The organism is Sulfitobacter marinus, from assembly GCF_900116285.1.
Taxonomy (GTDB): domain Bacteria; phylum Pseudomonadota; class Alphaproteobacteria; order Rhodobacterales; family Rhodobacteraceae; genus Sulfitobacter; species Sulfitobacter marinus.
Genome location: NZ_FPAJ01000003.1, coordinates 382143 through 404156 on the forward strand (window position 1 = coordinate 382143; position 22014 = coordinate 404156).

Consider the following 22014-nt stretch of genomic DNA (forward strand, 5'->3'; position numbering starts at 1 on the left):
ATTTACCCCGGAATAGCCATCCATCCGTTTCGCTGCAAGGCTCAAGCGGTCGGTTGAATACAGGGCGACGCGGCCTTAGGTTGTTTTGGACCCTCAGGCGCGACGCCTGCCCAGCGAAGGTGGACCCGCATGGAGCGATCGATTTTTTCCTTTATTTGGAAATATTCCAGCAGAGATCAGATCCTTCTCTTGATCCTGACACTCGTCACTTTCCCCATTCTCTACGTCACGCTCGAGTTACCCAAGCGCATTATCAACGATGCCATTGGGTCGGAAACGAATGCGATCAATGTATTTGGTCTGGAATTGTCTCAGGTACAGTTCCTGTTTACTCTGTGCTTTGCCTATCTGGCGTCGGTTTTGGTGCACGGTCTGATGAAAATGCGGCTGAACACGATGAAAGGTGTTTTGTCCGAACGGCTTTTGCGGCGGTTCCGCTATCAACTGATCTCGCGCATGATGCGGTTTCCGCGCAGCTACTACAGCAATACCAGCCAGGGCGAACTGGTATCGATGGTCACGTCTGAGGCCGAACCAATGGGCGGGTTAATGGGCGATGCGGTCGCCCAGCCGGTGTTTCAAGCCGGTCAAATGCTGATCATCTTGTTGTTTTTGTTCATACAATCACCTTGGTTCGGTCTGGCTGGCGTGGCGTTGATCCCTTTGCAGGCCTATCTGATCCCGATGCTGCAACGGCAGATCAACCTGTTGAACAAGGCGCGGATCAAAGAGGTACGGGCCCTGTCCTCCGAGATTGGGGAAACTGCGGCGGGCATCACCGACCTGCGGACCAATGGCGGTTGGCGGTTTAGGTTGGCCAAGTTCACGGACCGACTTGGGAGCCTGTTCAAGATCCGTTTCCAGATATATCAGAAAAAGTTTTTCATGAAGTTTTTGAACAACTTCATCACTCAACTGACGCCGTTTTTCTTTTATGCCGTAGGTGGGTATCTGGTCATTGTCGGAAATATTACCGTTGGTGCGCTTGTGGCTGCGCTTGCTGCCTACAAAGACCTATCAAGCCCATGGAAAGAGCTGCTGACCTATTACAATCAGACGCAGGATATGGCCATTCGCTGGGAAGTTGTCACCGAACGCTTTGCCCCGAATAATATGATCCCTGCGCATCTTTTCGAAGGCGAGCCTGATGAAATTCCCCATTTAAAGGGGCCTATTAATCTGAATCACGTGTCCGTACGCAACACGGACGGCACTTTGCTGCTAGACGACATTAACCTCGACATCCCCATGGGTGCGCGGGTTGCAATCCAGATCCCCAACCAATCCGAACGCAGGGCACTGGCGGAACTTCTGACCCGAGAAATCACGCCAACACGCGGATCGATCCAAGTTGCAGGTCATGATTTGGGCGGCTTGCATCAGGCCGTTTTGGCAGCACGTATCGGGTATGCACATGCACACCCCTATATTTTTCAAGGAACGATCGGCGACAATCTGTTGATGTCATTGCGCACCAGCCCGAAAACCGTGCCTTGGGACCCCAAGAGAAAAGACTGGGACAAGATCGAAGCCCTGCGTGCGGGCAACAGTCCCGACAGCACCCGCGCAGATTGGCTGGACCCCGGACTGGCTGAACTGAATTCCCGCGAGGATATTAACCACTGGTGGTATGAGTTGGTAAATGCCATCGGTACCGAAGAGATCATGTTCAGGCGCATGGTCACAGACTATATGGACCCGAACGAGCGCCCCGAGCTTGCCGAGAAAATCGTTAGCTTGCGCGACGAGGTTTACGAACGGCTGAAACAGCAGGGGTTAGATACGGCAGTTCACCGGTTTGACCCTGATGAATTCAACCCGTCGGTGCCATTGGGCGGCAACCTGCTGTTCGCGGCCCCCATCCGGAGTATTTCACAGGTAACGCTTGCTTCGGAACGCAGTTTTCTGGCGATGATTTTTGATCTGGGTCTTGCTGAAAAAGGCATCGCGATCTCTCAGACGGTGGTCGAGGCATTACACCACACATTTGGGCGTGATGGCACAGATCACCCGCTGTTTACCTCGCTTGGCATTGATGAAGAGCTGTACGAGACATTGGTCGATATCGCATTGCGCCGACGCAATCAGGGGGATCAAGCGCTGAGCGAAGAGGAGTTTGCGCTGCTTTTGACTGTGCCGTTTGCGTTTACCGCAGAACAGATCGGCCCCGCATTCCCCGAATCGTTCAAGCGTGAAATTCTGGAAATTCGCAAGCAACAGGGCTGGAAAATGCGCGAGCGGACAAAAGACATGTTTGTTCCGATTGCGCCTGAAACCTATCTGCCGCGTTTGACCATTTTGGAAAACGCGCTTTATGGGCGGATATCACAAGTTGCGGGGTTGCGTGCCGATCTGGTGATGGATGTGGTGTCGGATGTTTTCAAGGAACATGGTCTGAAACAGGATGTCACCGTCAACGCCTTCGATATCCCGACCCTGATTGCCGGATCGAATATCTCGACCGAGTTTCAAGAGCGCGCGGCGTTCAGCCGGGCTGCAATGAAGCGGCCGGACATCTTGGTTCTGGACCAATCGCTTGCCGAGCAAGATGGTGAGCGTCTGTCGATCGTGCGTGACAGGCTAAGCAGTCTGCTGCCCGACACGACGCAGATTTACCTGGATGCGACGTTCTCTCGGCCAGATGACTTTGATATGTTCATCGAGATCAAGGGCGGCCGCATTGACGGTGTGGCGAAAAGCGATGCGCCGCATCATGACGATAGCATATCGGGGGATTTGCGCCGCAAGTTGCAGATTGTTTCGCATAATGACCTGTTCAGCACTCTGACCCCCAGAAACCAACGGCTTTTGGCCTTTGCCGCACAATGGTTTCCGGTGGCCAAAGGGCAGAAAATATTCAGTCAGGGTGAGCGGCCCGACGCGGTATATCTATGCCTTGCCGGGACGAGCGAGCTGTTCTGGACAGACGAAAACGGCGACAGGCACCATGTATCAACGGTAGGAGAGGGCCGCCTGATTGGCGATCTTGCAGTCATCATGGACGAGCCGCGCCAGTTTGATTTCATTGCCCTTGAGGATAGCAAGTTCCTGCGGATCGGGGGCGAACAGTTCAAGTCGGTTGTCGAGAATGACAAAGTGATCCTGCTTAGCTTGCTTCGGACTGTTTCTTCGCATTTGTCGGATGCGGCTGATCTGTTGCGTGCGGCAGCTGTTGATATCCCGCGAGAGCAAAGAGACCAGCAACCCATAAAAGGGGAAAGCCATTGATGCCCGCCTATGAGCTGCACAAAAAGTTCATTGCACCGGCGGTTCCTACTGCCTCGCTGTGGCGTGTGATCGTTGGGTTTTTAGCGGCCTCGGCCATATATCTGTTGCTAAACAACATGTTGTTTACGTTGATTTTCAAGATGGTTGGGCCGCAAAATAGTGCCTTCTTTGATGATTTGCTGACCGGCCAAACGCCCGCCGCGATGTTTTTGCTTTTGGGCAGTTTTGGGTTGATGACATTGGGCGTCACGATTGTGGCGCGGGTTTTGCATCATCGGTCTTTTGCCAGCCTGATCGGGCCGCTTGGTCTTGCTACGTCGCAATTTTTTGCGGTTGCGCGGATGTTGGTCATTGTTGGCGCGGTTATCTTTCTTCTTCCGCCTTGGAGTATGGGCAATTCCTATATCCCTAATCTGGAGCTGGGAAAATGGCTGATGCTGTTGCCGTTTTCGCTTGTGGCCGTGTTGGTGCAAGCCAGTGCCGAAGAAATCGTGTTTCGCGGGTATGTGCAGCAACAACTGGCCGCGCGCTTTAAATCACCGCTTGTCTGGATGGTGCTGCCTTCATTTCTTTTTGCGCTTGGTCACTATTTGCCAAGCGAAGCAGGGGAAAACGCGTTGATAATAGCGCTTTGGGCGGGAGTATTTGGGATGTTGATGGCAGACCTGACCGCACGCGCAGGCAGCCTTGGCCCTGCGATTGCTGTCCATTTCTGCAACAACGTGTCTGCTATTTTGATCATATCAATGCCTCATGACCTGTCCGGGCTTGCGCTGTATCTGACCCCCTTCAGCATGGAAGATACCGAGGCCTTGCGCGCATGGTTGCCGGTTGATTTTGTGCTTGTGTTGATCACTTGGCTGGTGGCAAGGCTGGCGATCCGCCGTTGATTGCAATTTACGCCCGAGCAGCATATCTCAGGGATCAAACTGGAGCAGAGGTTCCCCATGAACTGGATCAATAACTACGTTCGTCCACGCATCAATTCGATTTTCTCGCGCCGCGAGACGCCGGATAATCTTTGGACGAAATGCGATGAATGCGGAACCATGTTGTTCCACCGCGAGGTGTCGAACAATCTGAACGTTTGCACCAACTGCGGACACCACATGGGGATTACCCCGCGCGCACGGTTTGTGGCGCTGTTTGACGGTGGCATTTTCACCGAGGTTAAAGTGCCCGCACCGGTCACGGACCCGCTGCATTTCCGCGACCAAAAGAAATATCCGGACCGGCTGAAAGCGGCGCAAAAGCAAACCGGCGAAGCCGAAGCCATGCTGGTTGTAACCGGCGAAATCGGCCGCACGCCGATCGTCGCGGCTGGTCAGGATTTTTCCTTTATGGCGGGATCCATGGGCATGTATGTCGGCAACGCGATCATCGCTGCTGCCGAAGAAGCGGTTAAGCTCAAGCGCCCACTGATCCTGTTCTCAGCTGCTGGCGGCGCGCGCATGCAAGAGGGCATTCTGGGTCTGATGCAGATGCCGCGCACCACCATTGCCGTGCAGATGCTGAAAGAGGCGGGGCTGCCCTATATCGTGGTGCTGACCCATCCGACGACGGGCGGTGTAACGGCGAGCTATGCGATGCTGGGCGACGTTCACATCGCTGAACCCAATGCCTTGATCGGCTTTGCAGGTGCGCGCGTGATTGAACAGACCATTGGTGAAAAGCTGCCCGAAGGGTTCCAGCGCGCCGAATATTTGCTGGATCATGGTATGTTGGATCGCGTGACGCCGCGCCCGCAGATGCGGGACGAGCTGATCAATATCACCCGCATGTTGCTGGGGCTGCCGCCTGCGGTGCGCGGTGATCTGCCCGCACCCGCCGAGGGGGGCGATGTGCCCCATGCTTTGACATCGGAAGACAAGGCAGAAACGTCCAAAAAATGACGCAACAGACATCTGATGATGTGCTGGCGCGAATGATGGCGCTGCACCCCAAGATCATCGATCTGACCCTTGATCGGATGTGGCGACTGCTGGATGCCTTGGGCAATCCGCAAAATAACTTGCCGCCCGTGATTCACATCGCTGGCACCAATGGCAAGGGATCGACCCAAGCAATGATCCGCGCCGGCTTGGAATCGGCAGGTCATCGGGTGCATGCCTATACCTCGCCGCATCTGGCGCGGTTTCATGAACGGATCAGGGTCGCGGGTGATTTGATTACCGAGGCCGATCTTACAGCTGTGCTTGATGAATGCTACGAGGCGAATGACGGCGGTAATATCACCTATTTTGAGATCACAACCTGCGCGGCCTTGCTTGCGTTTTCGCGTAGCCCTGCGGATTACACCTTGCTTGAGGTCGGGCTGGGCGGCCGTCTGGATGCCACCAACGTGGTTGATACGCCCGCCTTAACCGTCATTACGCCGGTTTCGATAGACCATCAGCAGTTCCTTGGGGATACCCTGGGGCAGATCGCTGGTGAAAAAGCGGGTATTATCAAACGTCTCGTGCCCTGCGTTGTTGGCCCTCAGCAAGACGAAGCAATGGATGTGATCGAAGCCGAGGCGTCGCGCCACCATGCGCCGTTATTGGCCTATGGCCAGCAGTGGCATGTCGGACCCGAAGCTGGACGTATGGTCTATCAGGATGAAAAAGGTCTGCTTGATCTGCCAACGCCAAATTTGCTGGGGGGCCATCAGATAAATAATGCTGGCGCAGCTCTCGCAGCGTTGCGGCAGCTGGGTATCGCGGATGCGCATTGCGAGGCCGCTGTGACAGGCGCGCAATGGCCCGCACGCATGCAGCGCCTCAAGACCGGCCCATTGGTTGAAGCCGCTGAAAACGCTGAGCTTTGGCTGGATGGTGGGCACAACCCTGCCGCTGGTACGGCGATTGCGAATCTGCTGGGATCAATGCTGAAACGCCCGACCTATCTGATCTGCGGTATGCTTAATACCAAGGACATTGCAGGCTATCTACGCCCCCTTGCCGCGCAGGCAGAAAAACTGGTGGCGGTGTCAATTCCGGGGGAGACCGCAACGTTGCCCGCACATGAAACAGCACAGGCTGCCCGCGCCGTTGGGATGAATGTCGCAGAGGCATCATCGGTACATCAGGCCCTTGTTGATATTCTTGCCGCTGACCCTTCTGCGCGGGTTCTGATCTGCGGATCACTCTACCTCGCGGGCAGCGTATTGCGCGAAAACGGATAGAATTTTCATCACTAAAACTTGCGCTGTTTACAGTTTATTGCGCTTGAAGCTTTAGGAAACACAGACGGTGTGTTTGTCCTAGGGGTCGATGTGATGGTGATTTTTCAAGAAAAACATAATGCGCTACGGCTGATTTTTTCTGCGTTGTTCTGCTTGATGTTGGTGCTTTCTGGCGGTGTGTTGATGACTGATCACGATCGATCCTCTCTCAGCTTGGCGGCAATCCCATTTGCCGAAGCGGTCATTGAAACGGCGTTGCCCGATCCGGTGCAAACGCGGCATCCACTGGCGGTTTCGCGCCCGGCAGCGGTCTTGCATCAGATGCATGCCGAAACAGAAACGGATGTGGTCGGGTTAATTAGCACGGTTGCGCAGTCATTCGATGATACGCGATCAGGGCAGGCGCTGGAATCCTATCTGGTTTGGGCAGTTACGGCCGGAAAATCAGATAAATATATTGATGCCCTGCTAAACAGCGCCGCGTCCAAGGGGCATTTCGAAGTTCCGAAACCGCTCGTCACCTTATCGGGGCGTCTGGACACGCCAAGCTTGCTTCGGTCTGTTCTGGTTGCTGCAAGGCACGAGGAAGCAGGCGAAAAATTCAACCAAATTGCCGAAGCACAGGTCGGCCAGATCATTGAAATACCGGGGCTTTAGCTTCCCCAGCCCTCTGCCTGCATTTCCCTGAGGCGCGAGGCGGTCCGTTCAAATTCAAAGGTACCCTCTCCTTCAAGGTACAACATTTCAGGGCTGGCGGCAGCAGAGCAAATCAAACGTACTTTGGCCTCGTACAGGGCGTCGATCAACGTGACGAAGCGTTTGGCTTCGTTAAAGTTGGCGCGGCCCAAGGACGGAATATTGTCCAGTAGCAAAACACGGCACGCTTCGGCCAGACTGAGATAGTCAGCGGCACCCAGCGGTTGGCCGCATAAGGCATGAAAGCCCGCGCGGCCAATGCCATTTCGAAACTGGGGAATAATGACGTCGCGGCCTTTGACGCGCAGGGTCAGCTCTTCGCCGTCTCCTCCCGTCAGGTCATTCCAGACAGCATCCATTGCCGCACGGCTTTCGGCGTTAACCGGCGTGAAATAGGACTGCGATCCAGCAAGCCTGTCTTGGCGATAATCGCGAGGGCTGGTCAGTTCCCAAACAACCATCTTTTCCTTAATAAGCTCAATGAAGGGCAGGAAGATTTGGCGGTTCAGCCCATCTTTGTACAGATCGTCTGGTATGCGATTAGATGTGGTTACGACAACAACACCTGCAGAAAATAGGGCCTGAAACAGCCGCCCCACGATCATGGCATCGGTAATGTCGGTGATTTGCATTTCGTCAAAAGCCAACACTTTGACTGAAGCGGCAACATCAGCCGCGACAGGGGCAATCGCGTCATCCACACCGGTTTTGCGCGCCTCGTGCATGGCGCTATGAATTTCCTGCATAAATGCATGAAAATGGACGCGCCGGGCAGGTATGCCGCCCATGTTTTCCGCGAACATGTCCATGAGCATTGATTTCCCGCGCCCAACGCCGCCCCAAAGATACAGGCCCTTTGGCGGTTCGGGCGCGCGCTTGAAGAACGCCTTTTTTCCGGGGTTAAGAAGCGCATTTCGGATGCGGTCGAACTCGGGCAACACCGCTTCTTGGGCGGGGTCGGGCGTCAGGGTCCCGTCTGCGACACGCTGATCATAAAGAGCACGTAAATCTGTCATGGCAGAGGCTTACATGCTGTCCAAGCGTTTGAAAAGAACGCCGGTGCAATCGGGCGACCACCCAATTGGAATTGACGCCCGCCCCGGCAAAGCTAGGGTGCTTTCAAGTACGAAAGGATTGAGCCCTTGGAAAAGAACCCGTCGATATTCACCCCGGTTTTGATTGTCGGATGCTTGATCATCATGGTCAGCTTTGCGGTGCGTGCATCCTTTGGCGTGTTCCAGATTCCGATTGCGGCCGAGTTCGGCTGGCTTCGCAGCGAATTTTCACTTGCGATTGCAATTCAGAACCTCGCTTGGGGTGTCGGCCAGCCGATTTTTGGCGCGATGGCGGAAAAAATCGGCGATCGCCGCGCCATTGTCATCGGTTCTGTCGTTTACGCCGTCGGGCTGGTTCTATCGGCAAATTCCGTGTCCCCTATCGAACATCAGGCCTACGCATGGCTGGTCGGATTTGGCATCGCGGGCACGGGGTTTGGTGTGATCCTCGCGGTTGTCGGGCGTGCATCCACGGCTGAAAACCGGTCCATGTCACTGGCGATTGCAACGGCTGCAGGCAGTGCAGGGCAAGTGTTTGGTGCCCCTGTTGCCGAATGGATGCTTGGGTTTTTGACGTGGCAAACCACGTTTATGGTGTTTGCGGCCGCGATTTTGGCAATGATCCTGACGCTACCACTTATGCGCGCACCAGAGATGGCCAGCAAGGCCGAGCTTGAAGAAAGCTTGGGTCAGATTTTGGTGAAGGCATTTAAAGATCCGTCTTTCACGTTGATCTTTGTTGGTTTTTTCTCTTGTGGATATCAGTTGGCTTTCATTACGGCGCATTTCCCGGCCTTTGTGACCGAGCTTTGCGGCCCGATCATGGTCGGAGGGATTTTGCATAACGTTGGCATCACGACCACATCGGCCCTGGGTGCCATCGCAATTTCATTGATAGGCTTGGCCAATATCATTGGCGTGTTGCTGGCCGGTTGGGCGGGCAAGCGGTTCTCGAAAAAGTATCTTTTGGCTGGGATTTATACGGCGCGCACTGTGGTTTCGGCTGCCTTTATTCTTATGCCCATAACGCCTTTGACGGTGATCTTATTCTCGATTGCGATGGGGTCTCTTTGGCTGGCAACCGTGCCGCTGACCAGCGGGTTGGTGGCCCATATTTACGGGCTACGCTATATGGGGACGCTGTATGGCATCGTGTTTTTCAGCCACCAACTAGGCAGTTTTATGGGCGTGTGGCTCGGCGGGCGGCTCTATGATGCATATGGAGGGTACACTGCGGTTTGGTGGATCGGTGTTGCAGTGGGTGCCTTCAGCGCGCTTGTGCATTTGCCGATCCGTGAAAAGCGGCTCGATGGGTTGGTGACGGCTTAGCTGGCCCCCGGGGTGAGGGCCTCTTGATCAACAGCGCGCGCGCCAGCGATCCAAGATATAGCGGCTTGTCATCAGATCCAGATGCGCGCCACCGCCATTCTTGAACAGGGTGATTTCATCATCCGAACTTCGGGTGAAATTTTCCATATCGTAATAGTCAGCAATGATCGTGCTACGGGAAATGACGCCCGCGGCGAGGGGGATTTTCAGCTCTCCGATATGATCGACAGTTGTGTCCAGGCTATCGACAAAAATGCGTGCGCGGGACAGGGCGGTATCATCTGCCTCGCGCATGTCGGGGCGGTATGCGCCAATCAAATCAACATGCTGGCCGGGTTGTAGCCATTCCCCTTTGATAAACGGGTCGGTGGACATGGTGGCAGAGGTGATGATGTCGGCGTGGCGTATCGCCTGCTCAAGGTCTTCTGCAATTTTCAGGTTCGGTATCTCGGCGGCCATCGCTTTGGCGTTTTCACCGGTACGGTTCCAGACGGTGAATTCAGCATTGGGAAAGGCTGCGGAGTAGGCGGAATGTAGGCCCCGCCCTTGAGTGCCTGCGCCGACGATCAGGATGTTGCGGCTGTCAGGGCGCGCCAACCTGCGCGCTGCAAGCAGGCTATCGCCAGCGGTTTTCCATTTAGTCACCAGATGGAAATCGATCAGCGCCTCGAGCATACCGTTGCTGTCTGAGTAGAGCGATACACCGCCGTTCACCATCGGATCACCCTTTGCCGGGTTGCTGGGAAAAATGGTGGCCGATTTAACGGCGAGGCCCAACCCGTCGACCCACGCGGCACGGTTCAGAAGCGTGTCATCGCCGCGATACAGAAAGGTGTCGGCAATTTCAGCCATGGGCAGCTTGTGACCGGCCGCCAATGCGTCGGTCAGGCCGATCCAGTCTAGCGCGGCCTCGCCTTCAGCAAAGGGGATGATGTCGATCTGTGTCATGCAGCTTCTTCTTGGCTCAGCAACCCTTCTGATACCAGACGTGCGGCCCAGCCTGCAGGATCGGTGAACAGATGTGTGTGCCACCCACGGGCCGCCGCTGCGGCGATGTTATCTGGCCTGTCGTCGGCAAAGATCAGGTTCTCTGGGGCCACGCCGCTTTTCGCCTCAAGTGTGGCATAGATGTTCGGATCGGGTTTGATCATGCCCATATGACCCGAGATAAAGTCGCGGTCGAATTCGCGTAGAAATGGATAGTGATTGGCCGCGAGATCATAGGATTGAATGCCGAAATTGGTCAGCGAGAATACCGGAATACCATTGGCTTGGAGCGCTTTCATCAACCGCAGGGAGTGGGGGATGATGGGGGACGCCATTTCAATCCAGCGGTCGTGCCAAAGCCGAATTTCGTCGCGCCAGGCGGGGTTCGCATCGGCGGTGGAATAGATCGTGTCGGTGAAGTGTTCACCACTGTCGACGAGGTCGTTCATCGCGTGCAGGTCAACGGCGGCGAACATCTCTTTGCGGCGGGTTTCGCCAATGACGGAATCGAAAAACCGTTCGGGTTGCCATTCGATCAGTACATTCCCGATATCAAACACGACGGCCGTTGGTTGCATGCGCTTTCCCTTGAAGTTGAAGGTGGAATTTTTCAAAAATTCCGGTACGTTTTCTTTGATAGAAAACGGCTCAAGCTACCGCTGAACCGCTCGAATTTCACGTTCCAATGCATCCAGAAAACGGGAGCGGTCGGATTTTGTAAAGCCCTTACCCCCACCTTGGCGAAACGGATCGGCGGCGCGTAGATCGGCCATCAGATCGCGGGTCGCAAGGACGTTCCCGATATTAGCTGCCGTCAGCGCCTCGCCGTTATGTTTTAGCACGCGCGCGCCTGCTTCGACGCAGCGCGCGGCAAGGGGAATATCGCCTGTGACAACCACGTCGCCCGCCCCGCAGCGATCAGCGATCCAGATATCAGCGACGTCGGGGCCATCGGGCACAATGATGTTTTCCACCAAGGGGTTTTGCGAGGGGCGCAAGCCACCATTGGAGACGACGAACATCCGTATTTTGTGGCGGGTCGCCACGCGTTCGGCCTCGGCTTTTACCGGGCAGGCGTCTGCATCAATATAGAGGGCTGTCATATAAGGCCTTAGTCCGCGTAGAGCGCATCAGCATGAAAGGCGATATGGTCTTCCATAAAGGTGGAGATGAAGAAATAGCTGTGATCATAGCCCGGGTGCATTCTGAAGATCGCATTTTGCCGGCGCTTGGCAATCGCGGCGGCCAAGGCTTCGGGTTTGAGCAGGTCAAGAAACTGGTCATCTGCGCCTTGGTCAATCAAAACCGGCCCGTCAAAGCCTTTGTCTGCCATCAGCAGCGTTGCATCATGTTTGGCCCAAGTTGCCGTATCTGCACCAAGATAGGCGGTAAGCTGTTTGCGGCCCCAATCGCTGTCAGAAGGGTTGGCGATAGGCGCAAAAGCCGACACAGATTTAAAACGCCCATCCAGGTTCATCGCCAAGGTAAGCGCGCCGTGTCCGCCCATGGAATGCCCGCAGATGGCTTGACGGTCCATATCGAGCGCGAAGTTTTCGGCCAGCAAGGCGGGCAATTCATCGGCGATATAGCTCCACATCTGGAAGTTTGGCTGCCATGGATCTTGGGTTGCGTTCACATAAAACCCGGCACCTTGGCCCAAATCGTAGGCTTCGTCATTTGCGACATCTTCGCCTCTGGGCGAGGTATCGGGGAACACAACGGCGATGCCGTGTTCGGCGGCCCAAGCCTGTGCGCCAGCCTTTGTCATGGCGTTTTCATGGGTGCAGGTCAGCCCCGACAGAAACCAAAGCAGCGGCACGGGACCTCGTTCAGCTTCTTCCGGGAGGAATAGTGCGAAGGTCATATCGCAGTGACAGGACGTGGAGGCGTGGGAATAGACGCCCTGTTTACCTTGGAAGCTGGCGTTCTCTGAAATCGTTTTCATCGGGCTTCTCCTGTGATGCGCTGTTGGGTTATGGCTAACTTGCATTGCCTGTTGCGGCAAGGGGCGGGCGTCGCGCCGTGAGTATTTGAAAAAGGGTGAAGATCAGAACGTGGTCACCCAAGCGATGACGGCGCTTACGGTTGCGATACTAAGCGCGGTCGATACCAAAATGGCTGCGGAGACGCGGGCGGGGGCGACGTTGTAGTGTTGTGCCAGCATATAGACATTGCCTGCAACGGGCAGGGATGCTGCCGCGATAATCACACCGGCTTTGTAGGGGTCTACCTTGAAGAACCACAATGCGGCCATTGCGACAAAGGCCGGATGGAGCACAAGTTTACAAAAGGTCAGCCATCCGGCTACTTGGAGTTTTTCTGCTGATTTCGAGGCAAGCGATGCACCGATCGCAAAGAGCGCACCGGGGGTCGCGGCACCGCCCAATATAACAAGGAAGTCGTTCATGGGGCCAGGGATCGGGATGTGCAGGCCGGACCAGATGAAGCCCATGGACATCGCGACGATCATCGGGTTTTTCACAAGGCCGATCCCGATGGTGCGGAGAATGCGCAGGCTCATCTGGCCATCGCGGCTGCCTGTGATGAGAATGACGATCAGGCTGGAGAAGACAATTAGGTCGACGGCCAGGGCCAGTACGACGGGACCGATTGCTTGGGGGCCCAAAAGAAGGGTGAGCATGGGCACGCCCAAGAACCCGGTGTTGCCGATCACGGCGCATTGCGCCTCCATCGCGGTGTTGGCGACGTCGAGATTGCGCAGGAATCCGACGATGGTAGCGATGCCATAGACAAAAGCCGTGCCCCAAAGATATGCCGCGACAAGGCGGCTGTCCCAGACTTCGGCCAAGGACAGGTTTGCCGAGAAATGAAAGAGCATTGCCGAGAGGGCGAAGTAGAAGACGAATTTGGTCAGGTAGGCGGTTGCTTCGGCCGTGAAGAAACGTGTGCGGCCTGCCCAGTAACCCAGACCAATCAGCGCGAAAAACGGCAGTGTTTTGAGGAAGATCGCCAGCATATGAAAGTCGTAGCGGCCTAGCGGAGCAGGTGCAACTGCATGTTGGCCCTAACCTGATCCGATGATGACGCCGACCGCGAAAACCAGCGCCCCGCCCAAGACGACCTGAAAGGCCGCCCGGAAAAACGGCGTGTTCATATAGCGGTTCTGGATCCAAGCAATGGCCCAAAGTTCGATAAAAACAACGACGAAAGCGATGATGGTTGCCGTCCAGAAATCGGTGATCAGATAGGGTAGCGCGTGCCCTAGCCCGCCAAGCGTTGTCATGATGCCAGCGGACAGCCCTCGCTTGATCGGGGAGCCGCGGCCCGAAATCTGACCATCGTCTGAGGCCGCTTCGGTGAAGCCCATCGAGATGCCTGCCCCCAGCGATGCGGCAAAACCCACGAGGAAAGTCGTCCATGTGTCTTGTGTCGCGAATGCCGTGGCAAAGATCGGGGCGAGGGTCGAGACGGAGCCGTCCATCAAACCGGCCAACCCAGGTTGCACCCAGGTCAGCACAAACTGGCGGTGTGCTTCGCTGTTTTCCTTGCTGATGGTATCCTCGTTTAGGTGGGTTGCGGCCAAGTCATCCGCCGTGTGCTGGTGGCCTGCCTCGGCGGCGGCCAGATCGCCCAGCAGTTTGCGGGTAGCGGCATCGGTGGTACGGGCGGCGGCCTGCAGATAGAAATTCTCGGCCGATTTTTCCATTGCAGCCGCTTCGGCGCGGATACGGTCAAGGCCAAGGTTCTGGATTAGCCAGACGGGCGTGCGCGCATAGTATCCTGATACATGTTCGCGGCGGATCAGCGGGATCGTGGGGCCAAAACGTTTGGTGTGCAGATTGATCAGGCGTTGCCGGTGGCCGTCTTCCTCGGCGGCCATGCCTTCGAAAATTGCAGCACTGTCGGGGAATTCGTCGCGCAGGTTTTCGGCGTAACCGCGATAGATCCGCGCGTCGTCTTCCTCGGACGAGATCGCAAGGGCGATGATTTCCTGTTCGGACAGGTCCTTAAATCTTTTGCGGTTAAGAGAGAAAAGCATGACCTATCCATAAGTTTGTTTAGAATTATTCTAAACTTCGCGCTCTTTTGTGGCAAGCGTGATTTCCACGCCAAAAACACCCGAGAGACGGATCGTCGACTAGGGGTCGTTGCGCTTGTCAATAATGCGTACCGCTTTGCCTTCTGAGCGGGGGATGCCGCCCACATCGCTTACGTCAATTTGGACGCTGATGCCGATGGTTTGTTTGATCTGACCGGCTAAAGCGGCGGCGGCGGCGCTGCGGGCGTTTGCATTGATATCAAGGTGGGCGCATTCACAGAGCACGCGCATCTTGTCCATCCGGCCGGGTTTGGACAGCTCGATTTGGAAATGCGGGGCAAGATCGGGGATGGTCATTAACGCCTCTTCGATCTGTGTCGGAAATACATTCACCCCGCGCAGAATAATCATATCGTCGCTGCGCCCTGTTACCTTTTCCATCCTGCGCATGCTGCGGGCGGAGCCGGCCAAAAGGCGGGTCAGATCGCGGGTGCGGTAGCGGATAATCGGAAACGCTTCTTTGGTAAGAGAGGTGAAAACCAGCTCCCCTGTTTCTCCATCGGCAACAGGTTGGCCAGTCTCGGGGTTGATAACTTCGGGATAGAAATGGTCCTCCCAGATATGCAGACCGTCTTTCGTCTCGACGCATTCGCTCGAAACACCTGGCCCCATAATCTCGGAGAGCCCATAGATATCAACGGCATGCATACCAAAGGCTTGCTCGATCTCGGTGCGCATGGCGTTGGTCCAGGGTTCGGCCCCAAATATACCCACGTCGAGCGAAGATTGACGCGGATTGATGCCTTGGCGGGCGTATTCATCCAAAATCGATAGGGCATAGGACGGCGTGACCGTGATGCCATTGGGCTTGAAATCTTCGATCAGGCGCACTTGGCGCGGGGTCATCCCGCCCGAGATTGGCACCGTGCTGATACCCAGCTTGTCAGCGCCCAGATGAATGCCCAAACCGCCGGTGAAAAGCCCGTACCCATAGGCATTATGCAGCATGTCACCCGGTTTCAAACCGGCGGCGCGCAGGGATCGTGCAACCACGCTGCCCCAGTTTTCAAGATCGGTTTTTGTATATCCGACGACTGTCGGCTGGCCTGTGGTGCCAGAGGACGCGTGGATGCGGGCCAGCTGTTCACGGGGTACGGCAAACATGCCAAAGGGATAATTGTCGCGCAGATCGGTTTTGACCGTAAAGGGAAATTTCGCCAGATCGCTGAGGTCATGCAAATCGTCAGGATGCACCCCCGCATCATCAAAGCTTTTGCGGTAGAACGGAACGTTGTCATAGGCATGCCGCAGCGACCATTTGAGACGATCCAACTGCAATGCGCTTATCTCATCCCGGCTGGCGATCTCGATGGGATCAAGGGTCTCACGGGCGGGGGTGAGGTCTTTCATTGGTCATTTCCTCCTCGAAATGCTGGCCTTTTATACTGCGTGACAAGCCACGGAATAGCGCGATTACGCGGCCATCCTCCCCCGTAACGGTCACGTCATATACACCGGATCGCCCGGTCTTTGATTGCTCGATTGCCTTGGCCGTCAGACGCTCGCCTGACTTGGCCGGGGCAAGATATGTGATTTGGTTTTGCTGGGCGACGACAAGCTGGTTGTAGCTGTTGCAGGCAAATGCAAAGGCGCTGTCGGCAAGTGTAAAGATATAGCCTCCATGACAAATACCGTGCCCATTCAACATGTTATCCGTCACTGCCATCGACAGATGGGCGATGCCGGGCGCGATACGATCGATCCGCATGCCAAGATCTTGGCTGGCCTTATCCGTGGCCCACATGGCGGCTGCTGATTTCTCGGCGCGGGCTTGGGGTGTCATGCTTTGTCGCCTTCGTGTTTCATAAAAGTATTCGTTGCATAAATACTGTAACGCTTTCAAGGTATTTCATCTGACATAATGCTTGATTTGAGCGGTGATCGACGCAACTGTCAAAGTATGACGTTGCACTTACACCACTCAAACATCAAAAATGACCGCACGCCCGAGCAAGTTGCGTTTCACCGAACCGAGCTATCCCCGATATTATCACTCTACGGCCGTATGGTTGCGGCGGGTGAATGGCGTGATTACGGCATTTCCTGCCTGCAGGATGTCGCAATATTTTCCGTGTTTCGCCGGACGGCGGAAATGCCGCTGTATCGTATCGAAAAGCGGCCCAAGCTGCGGCTAAAGCAGGGAATGTATTCCGTGCTGGGGCCTAACGGGCAGGTATTGCGCCGCGGGCAGGAGCTAGGCGCGGTTTTGCGTGTACTCGAGCGCAAGCTGATACGTGCGATCGACAACTAGCGCTGTTCTTGGTCGACAGGGACTATGGATTTAAGGCCATTTGGAAGACGCGATGCGTTTGTGTCCCGTCATGGCACCGTCCGTTTTGGCGATCCGTTCAATCGCTGCCGAGATTGGTTCCAGTGTTACGGCCATCTTATGCGCGTTTGCGTGGATCAACAGATCAGGCTCTAGCACCAGCGCGATATGGCCTTTCCAGCACAGAAAATCGCCCCGTTTGAAATCGTTTCCCGGCGGTAGATGTGTGCCAAGTTGCTGTAATTGATGATCGCTATCGCCGGGGCAAGCGATTCTGCAGGCAAGGCAGGCCGCCTGCACAAGACCCGAGCAATCAATCCCCCAGCGGCTGTTTCCGCCCCAAAGATAGGGCGTGCCCAGAAACTGCTCGGCAACATTGCCTAAATCGGATGCAACAGTTCCGACCGGGTTGAGATGTTGCATGGGGATATAGCCCAGTGCGGTCCGCGCAAAATTGTCTTGGTATCCCAGAACCCTGATCTGGCTGCCAAAGCTAAGCGATATTTGATCGGGGGATTTGAAATCGGGTTTAAGATACGCGTGGGTGGCGGGCGCGCTCACCGTATGCGTGGGCTGCACCTGCGCCCCGATTGAGCGGGTGGAAACATACCCGCAATAGCCGTCTTTGCCGAGTTGGACATAAGACCAACCGTCCATCTTGGCCAGAACGGTAAGATGGTCGCCGTAAATCGCCTGACGATCGCGCTGCCCGCCCGGGACACGGCATAGATCGGTGACAGGGGTGATGATCTGGCCGGGTTCGTCTTGGCTAACAAGAGAGGGATCAGGGGTCAGGCGAAAGTCGGTCATTGGTGGAAGAGTGTTTCAATAGCTGAGAATATGGCGCGGTTGGCTTGGCCTACCCCGCCTTTGGGGCGCGCGGGGGCCGCGGTGGGCTGCCAGCCATAGATATCAAAATGCGCGTAAGGGCTGTCTGTCACAAAGCGGCGCAAGAATAACGCGGCAGTGATACAGCCAGCGAAACCGCCCGAAGGCGCATTATCAAGGTCCGCAACACCCGGTTCAATCATCGCTTCATAGGGCGTGTGAAAGGGCATGCGCCAAACGGGATCTGCGTGGGTTTCCGCGGTGCTCTCCAGAGTTGAAACAAAGGTCTGGCTGTCACTGAAATAGGGCGCAAGGTCGGGGCCTACGGCAACGCGAGCCGCCCCCGTCAGGGTTGCCATTGAAATGATCTGATCCGGTTTTTCCTCGTCCGCGAGGGCAAGGGCATCGGCTAAAACCAAACGGCCTTCGGCATCGGTATTGTTAATCTCGACCGTGAGCCCCTTGCGCGATGTCAGGATATCCTGCGGCCGGAACGAATTGGACGAGACGGAATTTTCCACGGCGGGGATCAAAACCCGCAGTTGGATTTTCATGCCACTGGCCATGATCATATGGGCCAAGCCCAAGACAGTGGCGGCACCGCCCATGTCCTTTTTCATCAGGCCCATGGACGCGGCTGGTTTCAGGTTCAGCCCGCCGGTGTCAAAGCAAACGCCCTTTCCGACCAAGGTGACTTTCTTGCCGGTTTTTCCCCAACGCATGTCAATCAGGCGCGGCGCACGGTTTGCGGCGCGGCCGACCGCGTGGATCATCGGCAGGTTTTGCGTCAGCAGTTCCTCGCCGGTGATGACATTGATATCTGCGCCATGGGTTTTCGCGAGATCACGCGCCGCTTGTTCAAGGTCCGGAGGCCCCATGTCGGAGGCGGGTGTGTTGATCAGATCGCGGGTCAGCATTTCGCCGTCTGCAATCGTGGTCAGCAGATCGGCATTCACCCCATCCGGGGCGATCAGTTCAGCCTTCATAGGGGGGGACGTCTTATAGCGGTCAAAGCGATAGGACGAAAGCAACCAGCCTAAGGTTTCGTTTGCCAATGTGGTTGCCGGCAAATTTGTTTTTAGCCGATAGGTGCCTTTGGGCAGTTTCGCGGCGGCACCAGCAAGGTGAAAGCGCCCCCGTTGTCGCGATGTTTCATTGCCATATCCGGCAATAGCCATCTGGGCGGCTCCATCAATGGCCGGAACAACCAACGCCTGGCCCAACGCGCCGGTGAAATTATTTGCTTCAACCCACTTGGATACAGGCGCAGCTTGGCCGCTCAGCCAAGCGTCAAGCTGGTCCTCGGCCACGAGGTGCAGCGGAACGGCATGAGATTTCGGATCAGCGAATTTTGCGGGCATAGGGGTACTTTCTTGGACATGCAGCATGGGCTGCAGCCTAGTCGTATCGCGGCCAGCCGCAAGCCCGTCAGATTGACATATCCTGCGTATCCCAGATGGCAGTCAATGAACGTTCGCCCACGCGAACAAGCCGCGTCAGCGTCGCGGCAATGGCCACTTCGTCATTCTGGTCGATTGATTGCATGACATCGGTGGCAACGGCTGCAAGTTTTTGCAAACCCACCTGTTCGGCAATGGCGATCAAGGATCGGCTGTTTTTGCGCAGTTCCAGCCAATCGGATGTGCGGTACAGGCGATCACAATGCGAGATACGCAGCGCCAGCTCCTCCATCGCGCGGCACACCACGTCTTCAGCGTCGGCTTCGCCCAGTTGCTTGTAAAGCGTGCCTAGCCTTTCTTGGTCTACGCAGACCTGTTCGGTCGGCCGCATTTGCAGAACTTGCATTTTATCACCCCGTAAAAATGTCCCCACGACGGGCCAGTTGTATGTGATAACCTGTGTTCAAATGGTTGAGGCCGAAGCGCGTTTTTGCTCGAATGTGATGCAAATTCAGTGTAGTTACGGCAAGACTAAAAAGGATTGAGCTGTATTATGGACAACGCGAAACCCCTGCCGTCTTATCTGGCGCAAAGATATCATGGTTGGAAAGCAACCACTTATGCGGAAAACCAGGCGTGGTACCGCCGTCTTGCCAGCGACGGTCAGCATCCGCGTGCGATGGTTATTTCCTGTTGTGATAGCCGCGTTCATGTCACCTCGATTTTTGGTGCGGATCAGGGCGAATTCTTTATTCATCGTAATATCGCGAACCTGGTGCCTGCATTCAGCCCCGATGGCCAGCAGCACGGGACGTCCGCGGCCGTGGAATATGCTGTACAATCCCTCAAGGTGGCACATCTGATTGTGTTGGGGCATTCCAGCTGCGGCGGTGTGCAAGGCTGCATTGACATGTGTCAGGGCAAAGCGCCGCAACTGGATGAAAAAAGCAGTTTCGTTGGCCGTTGGATGGATATCCTGCGCCCGAAATACGAGATTGTCGCCGACATCAAGGACCGCGAAGAGCAGGCGCGCCAGCTTGAAAAACAAGCTGTTATGACGTCGCTTGAGAACTTGATGACCTTTCCGTGGGTCGCGGACAAGGTCAAGGAAGGCAAGCTGACGCTGCACGGGTTGTGGACCGATATCGGCGAAGGCGGGCTTGAGTGTTACAGCGCGGACAAGGAGCTCTTCCTGCCAGTCTAACGGCGATCGGCAAGAAGTAACCGGTACATATTTTTACACTTGTGTGAAAACGCGCAGGGTGATTTTCTCGCGTTATGATTGTATCGATTGTATTGTTTCTCGCCTCCTTGGGCGGCATCGCAGTATCGATGTCGTCCACAGCGTTGTCAGACCTTATTCTGATAGCAGGGCCCTGTTGCGTCGCCAGTATCGTCATCTTGTTTGTCGAAATGTGGAAATGGGCCGCGCGGCAGGCTGCTTCGAGGGCCAGATCCATTGTGATTGACGGCTCAAACGTGATGTATTGGCAAGATGGCACACCGCGCATCGAATGCGTGAAAGAAGTCGTATGTCATTTGACCGATTTGGGGTTCAGGCCCAAAGTGATTTTTGATGCGAATGCTGGCTATCTGTTTTCAGGGAAACATTGTGACGACAGGGCGATGAGTAAATTTCTACGTCTGCCCGTCGTAAACATCATGGTTGTGCCAAAAGGCAAGCCCGCAGACCCATTTATCCTTGTTGCCGCTCGAGAGATGGGCGCTGATATTGTCACGAACGACCGGTTTCGTGACTGGGTGAAAGATTTCCCCGAAGTGCACGAAGCCGGACATCTTATCAAAGGCAAATACAGACGGGGTGAAGTTTGGCTTGACCTCACCGTTGATGAAGCCGGCCAACAGGCAGCATAGTTCTGATCGCAAAGCGGATGACGCGACCACGCGTTCACGACATGAAAAAGGGCCCGCGAGAGATGCGAGCCCTTGATCAATAGATAGCTTTGGCGCTTAGCCTTTTTTCAGCACTTCGCGGCCCAGCAGTTCGGCGATCTGTACCGCGTTCAGTGCGGCACCCTTGCGCAGGTTGTCGCTAACGCACCACAGGTTGATGCCGTTATCGATTGTGCTGTCTTGGCGGATGCGGCTGATGAACGTGGCGAAATCGCCTGCACATTCGACGGGTGTGACATATCCACCGTCTTCGCGCTTGTCGATCACCATGATGCCGGGGGATTCGCGCAGGATGTCGCGGGCCTCGTTTTCATCCAAGTGATCTTCGAATTCGATGTTGATCGATTCGGCGTGGCCCACAAAGACAGGAACGCGCACGCAAGTGGCGGTCACTTTGATTTTAGGGTCGACGATTTTCTTCGTCTCGACCACCATCTTCCATTCTTCTTTCGTGTCACCGCTGTCCATGAAGACGTCGATATGCGGGATCACGTTGAATGCAATCTGCTTGGTGAACTTGGTTGCAGGCTTGTCATCGGTCGGGTTGTAGATCGATTTGGTCTGATCCCACAGCTCGTCCATGCCGTCTTTACCGGCACCGGACACCGACTGATAGGTGGACACGACAACGCGTTTGATCGTGGCGCGGTCATGGAGCGGCTTGAGGGCTACAACCATCTGCGCGGTCGAACAATTGGGGTTCGCAATGATGTTTTTCTTGGAATAATCGTGAATTGCCTGCGGGTTTACCTCAGGCACGATCAGCGGAATATCCGCATCATAGCGGTACAGCGATGAGTTATCGATGACCACGCAGCCCGCTTTCGCAGCCTTGGGAGCGTATTTTTTGGTCGCCTCGGACCCGACGGCGAACAGCGCCATATCCCAGCCCGTAAAATCGAACGCATCAAGGTCTTTCGTCTTGAGTGTCTTATCGCCAAAGCTGACTTCGGATCCCATAGATTTGCGCGAGGCAAGTGCCACGATCTCATCCACAGGGAAGTGGCGCTCGGCCAGAATGTTCAGCATTTCACGGCCCACATTACCAGTGGCACCCGCGATGACGACGCGATAACCCATCTTAA

At 55.5% G+C, this 22014-nt stretch carries 22 protein-coding genes; 9 read left to right on the forward strand and 13 right to left on the reverse strand.

Going from position 1 to position 22014, the window contains the following annotated elements:
* Positions 1–129: 129 nt before the first annotated feature.
* The 5 genes from BM347_RS10710 (at position 130) to BM347_RS10730 (ending at position 7048) form a co-directional block, all read left to right on the forward strand.
* A complete protein-coding gene (locus BM347_RS10710; RefSeq protein ID WP_093916454.1) occupies positions 130–3228 on the forward strand; it encodes an ABC transporter transmembrane domain-containing protein in 3099 nt (1032 codons plus the stop codon).
* Positions 3228–4118, forward strand: coding sequence for a CPBP family intramembrane glutamic endopeptidase (locus tag BM347_RS10715; protein ID WP_093916455.1), 891 nt, complete (start codon positions 3228–3230; stop codon positions 4116–4118). The genes BM347_RS10710 and BM347_RS10715 overlap by 1 nt, the downstream gene beginning before the upstream one ends.
* 57 nt (positions 4119–4175) lie before the next feature.
* Positions 4176–5120, forward strand: a complete 945-nt coding sequence (accD, locus tag BM347_RS10720; protein WP_093916456.1) for an acetyl-CoA carboxylase, carboxyltransferase subunit beta — start codon at positions 4176–4178, stop codon at positions 5118–5120.
* On the forward strand, positions 5117–6391 hold the full coding sequence (locus BM347_RS10725) for a bifunctional folylpolyglutamate synthase/dihydrofolate synthase (RefSeq protein WP_093916457.1): 1275 nt from the start codon (positions 5117–5119) through the stop codon (positions 6389–6391). Before accD ends, BM347_RS10725 begins: the two co-directional genes overlap by 4 nt.
* Before the next feature lie 93 nt (positions 6392–6484).
* A complete protein-coding gene (locus BM347_RS10730; RefSeq protein ID WP_093916458.1) occupies positions 6485–7048 on the forward strand; it encodes a hypothetical protein in 564 nt (187 codons plus the stop codon).
* On the opposite strand, the gene zapE is transcribed toward BM347_RS10730, so the two are convergent.
* Positions 7045–8103: a cell division protein ZapE gene (zapE, locus tag BM347_RS10735; protein WP_093916459.1), complete on the reverse strand. Its 1059-nt coding sequence runs from the start codon at positions 8101–8103 to the stop codon at positions 7045–7047. The two genes, BM347_RS10730 and zapE, sit on opposite strands and share 4 nt — an antisense overlap.
* 183 nt (positions 8104–8286) lie before the next feature.
* On the opposite strand from zapE, the gene BM347_RS10740 reads away from it, so the two are divergent.
* Complete coding sequence (locus BM347_RS10740) at positions 8287–9471, forward strand: MFS transporter (RefSeq protein WP_425442462.1); 1185 nt, start codon at positions 8287–8289, stop codon at positions 9469–9471.
* Positions 9472–9498: 27 nt separating this feature from the next.
* On the opposite strand, the gene BM347_RS10745 is transcribed toward BM347_RS10740, so the two are convergent.
* The 8 genes from BM347_RS10745 to paaI form a co-directional block, all read right to left on the reverse strand.
* Complete coding sequence (locus BM347_RS10745) at positions 9499–10419, reverse strand: ornithine cyclodeaminase family protein (protein WP_093916461.1); 921 nt, start codon at positions 10417–10419, stop codon at positions 9499–9501.
* On the reverse strand, positions 10416–11036 hold the full coding sequence (locus tag BM347_RS10750; RefSeq protein WP_093916462.1) for an HAD family hydrolase: 621 nt from the start codon (positions 11034–11036) through the stop codon (positions 10416–10418). The genes BM347_RS10745 and BM347_RS10750 overlap by 4 nt, the downstream gene beginning before the upstream one ends.
* A 75-nt stretch (positions 11037–11111) precedes the next feature.
* Positions 11112–11561 carry a YaiI/YqxD family protein gene (locus tag BM347_RS10755; protein ID WP_093916463.1) on the reverse strand — a complete coding sequence of 150 codons (450 nt, stop codon included), beginning with the start codon at positions 11559–11561 and terminating at the stop codon, positions 11112–11114.
* Positions 11562–11569: 8 nt separating this feature from the next.
* The gene (gene fghA / locus BM347_RS10760; protein ID WP_093916464.1) at positions 11570–12403 is read right to left on the reverse strand and encodes an S-formylglutathione hydrolase; all 834 of its coding nucleotides are present in this window, start codon (positions 12401–12403) and stop codon (positions 11570–11572) included.
* A gap of 102 nt (positions 12404–12505) precedes the next feature.
* Positions 12506–13435 (reverse strand): AEC family transporter, encoded by a 930-nt coding sequence (locus BM347_RS10765; RefSeq protein ID WP_093916465.1) that lies wholly within the window; start codon positions 13433–13435, stop codon positions 12506–12508.
* A gap of 48 nt (positions 13436–13483) precedes the next feature.
* Entirely contained in the window at positions 13484–14458 is a 975-nt protein-coding gene (mbfA, locus tag BM347_RS10770) for an iron exporter MbfA (RefSeq protein ID WP_093916466.1), read from the reverse strand.
* A gap of 99 nt (positions 14459–14557) precedes the next feature.
* The gene (gene paaK, locus BM347_RS10775; protein WP_093916467.1) at positions 14558–15868 is read right to left on the reverse strand and encodes a phenylacetate--CoA ligase PaaK; all 1311 of its coding nucleotides are present in this window, start codon (positions 15866–15868) and stop codon (positions 14558–14560) included.
* Positions 15843–16301 (reverse strand): hydroxyphenylacetyl-CoA thioesterase PaaI, encoded by a 459-nt coding sequence (paaI, locus tag BM347_RS10780; RefSeq protein ID WP_093916468.1) that lies wholly within the window; start codon positions 16299–16301, stop codon positions 15843–15845. Before paaI ends, paaK begins: the two co-directional genes overlap by 26 nt.
* A 117-nt stretch (positions 16302–16418) precedes the next feature.
* Between paaI and BM347_RS10785 the strand changes: the two genes are divergently transcribed.
* Complete coding sequence (locus tag BM347_RS10785) at positions 16419–16769, forward strand: DUF2794 domain-containing protein (protein ID WP_093916469.1); 351 nt, start codon at positions 16419–16421, stop codon at positions 16767–16769.
* A 30-nt stretch (positions 16770–16799) separates the two neighbouring features.
* Here BM347_RS10785 and BM347_RS10790 read toward each other — a convergent pair whose 3' ends face one another.
* The 3 genes from BM347_RS10790 to BM347_RS10800 form a co-directional block, all read right to left on the reverse strand.
* The gene (locus tag BM347_RS10790; protein WP_093916470.1) at positions 16800–17597 is read right to left on the reverse strand and encodes a C40 family peptidase; all 798 of its coding nucleotides are present in this window, start codon (positions 17595–17597) and stop codon (positions 16800–16802) included.
* Positions 17594–18976 carry a leucyl aminopeptidase family protein gene (locus tag BM347_RS10795; protein ID WP_093916625.1) on the reverse strand — a complete coding sequence of 461 codons (1383 nt, stop codon included), beginning with the start codon at positions 18974–18976 and terminating at the stop codon, positions 17594–17596. Before BM347_RS10795 ends, BM347_RS10790 begins: the two co-directional genes overlap by 4 nt.
* A gap of 67 nt (positions 18977–19043) precedes the next feature.
* Complete coding sequence (locus BM347_RS10800) at positions 19044–19421, reverse strand: hypothetical protein (protein WP_245764247.1); 378 nt, start codon at positions 19419–19421, stop codon at positions 19044–19046.
* A gap of 147 nt (positions 19422–19568) precedes the next feature.
* On the opposite strand from BM347_RS10800, the gene BM347_RS10805 reads away from it, so the two are divergent.
* Together BM347_RS10805 and BM347_RS10810 are read left to right on the forward strand one after the other, a co-directional pair.
* A complete protein-coding gene (locus BM347_RS10805) occupies positions 19569–20219 on the forward strand; it encodes a carbonic anhydrase (RefSeq protein WP_093916471.1) in 651 nt (216 codons plus the stop codon).
* Positions 20220–20293: 74 nt separating this feature from the next.
* Entirely contained in the window at positions 20294–20890 is a 597-nt protein-coding gene (locus BM347_RS10810; protein ID WP_093916472.1) for an NYN domain-containing protein, read from the forward strand.
* Between the two features lie 96 nt (positions 20891–20986).
* Here BM347_RS10810 and BM347_RS10815 read toward each other — a convergent pair whose 3' ends face one another.
* Positions 20987–22009: an aspartate-semialdehyde dehydrogenase gene (locus BM347_RS10815; RefSeq protein WP_093916473.1), complete on the reverse strand. Its 1023-nt coding sequence runs from the start codon at positions 22007–22009 to the stop codon at positions 20987–20989.
* Positions 22010–22014: the final 5 nt, after the last annotated feature.

What these genes read in the sequence shown, in the direction of transcription:
- BM347_RS10715 (WP_093916455.1), top strand. Translation starts at nt 3,228, where the DNA reads ATGCCCGCCTATGAGCTGCACAAAAAGTTCATTGCACCGGCGGTTCCT.
- zapE (WP_093916459.1), bottom strand. Translation starts at nt 8,103, where the DNA reads ATGACAGATTTACGTGCTCTTTATGATCAGCGTGTCGCAGACGGGACC.
- paaK (WP_093916467.1), bottom strand. Translation starts at nt 15,868, where the DNA reads ATGAAAGACCTCACCCCCGCCCGTGAGACCCTTGATCCCATCGAGATC.
- fghA (WP_093916464.1), bottom strand. Translation starts at nt 12,403, where the DNA reads ATGAAAACGATTTCAGAGAACGCCAGCTTCCAAGGTAAACAGGGCGTC.
- mbfA (WP_093916466.1), bottom strand. Translation starts at nt 14,458, where the DNA reads ATGCTTTTCTCTCTTAACCGCAAAAGATTTAAGGACCTGTCCGAACAG.
- BM347_RS10805 (WP_093916471.1), top strand. Translation starts at nt 19,569, where the DNA reads ATGGACAACGCGAAACCCCTGCCGTCTTATCTGGCGCAAAGATATCAT.
- BM347_RS10740 (WP_425442462.1), top strand. Translation starts at nt 8,287, where the DNA reads ATGGTCAGCTTTGCGGTGCGTGCATCCTTTGGCGTGTTCCAGATTCCG.
- BM347_RS10815 (WP_093916473.1), bottom strand. Translation starts at nt 22,009, where the DNA reads ATGGGTTATCGCGTCGTCATCGCGGGTGCCACTGGTAATGTGGGCCGT.
- BM347_RS10785 (WP_093916469.1), top strand. Translation starts at nt 16,419, where the DNA reads ATGACGTTGCACTTACACCACTCAAACATCAAAAATGACCGCACGCCC.
- BM347_RS10730 (WP_093916458.1), top strand. Translation starts at nt 6,485, where the DNA reads ATGGTGATTTTTCAAGAAAAACATAATGCGCTACGGCTGATTTTTTCT.
- BM347_RS10750 (WP_093916462.1), bottom strand. Translation starts at nt 11,036, where the DNA reads ATGCAACCAACGGCCGTCGTGTTTGATATCGGGAATGTACTGATCGAA.
- BM347_RS10755 (WP_093916463.1), bottom strand. Translation starts at nt 11,561, where the DNA reads ATGACAGCCCTCTATATTGATGCAGACGCCTGCCCGGTAAAAGCCGAG.
- BM347_RS10710 (WP_093916454.1), top strand. Translation starts at nt 130, where the DNA reads ATGGAGCGATCGATTTTTTCCTTTATTTGGAAATATTCCAGCAGAGAT.
- paaI (WP_093916468.1), bottom strand. Translation starts at nt 16,301, where the DNA reads ATGACACCCCAAGCCCGCGCCGAGAAATCAGCAGCCGCCATGTGGGCC.
- BM347_RS10725 (WP_093916457.1), top strand. Translation starts at nt 5,117, where the DNA reads ATGACGCAACAGACATCTGATGATGTGCTGGCGCGAATGATGGCGCTG.
- BM347_RS10800 (WP_245764247.1), bottom strand. Translation starts at nt 19,421, where the DNA reads ATGCAAGTTCTGCAAATGCGGCCGACCGAACAGGTCTGCGTAGACCAA.
- BM347_RS10765 (WP_093916465.1), bottom strand. Translation starts at nt 13,435, where the DNA reads ATGCTGGCGATCTTCCTCAAAACACTGCCGTTTTTCGCGCTGATTGGT.
- BM347_RS10810 (WP_093916472.1), top strand. Translation starts at nt 20,294, where the DNA reads ATGATTGTATCGATTGTATTGTTTCTCGCCTCCTTGGGCGGCATCGCA.
- BM347_RS10795 (WP_093916625.1), bottom strand. Translation starts at nt 18,976, where the DNA reads ATGCCCGCAAAATTCGCTGATCCGAAATCTCATGCCGTTCCGCTGCAC.
- BM347_RS10790 (WP_093916470.1), bottom strand. Translation starts at nt 17,597, where the DNA reads ATGACCGACTTTCGCCTGACCCCTGATCCCTCTCTTGTTAGCCAAGAC.
- BM347_RS10745 (WP_093916461.1), bottom strand. Translation starts at nt 10,419, where the DNA reads ATGACACAGATCGACATCATCCCCTTTGCTGAAGGCGAGGCCGCGCTA.
- accD (WP_093916456.1), top strand. Translation starts at nt 4,176, where the DNA reads ATGAACTGGATCAATAACTACGTTCGTCCACGCATCAATTCGATTTTC.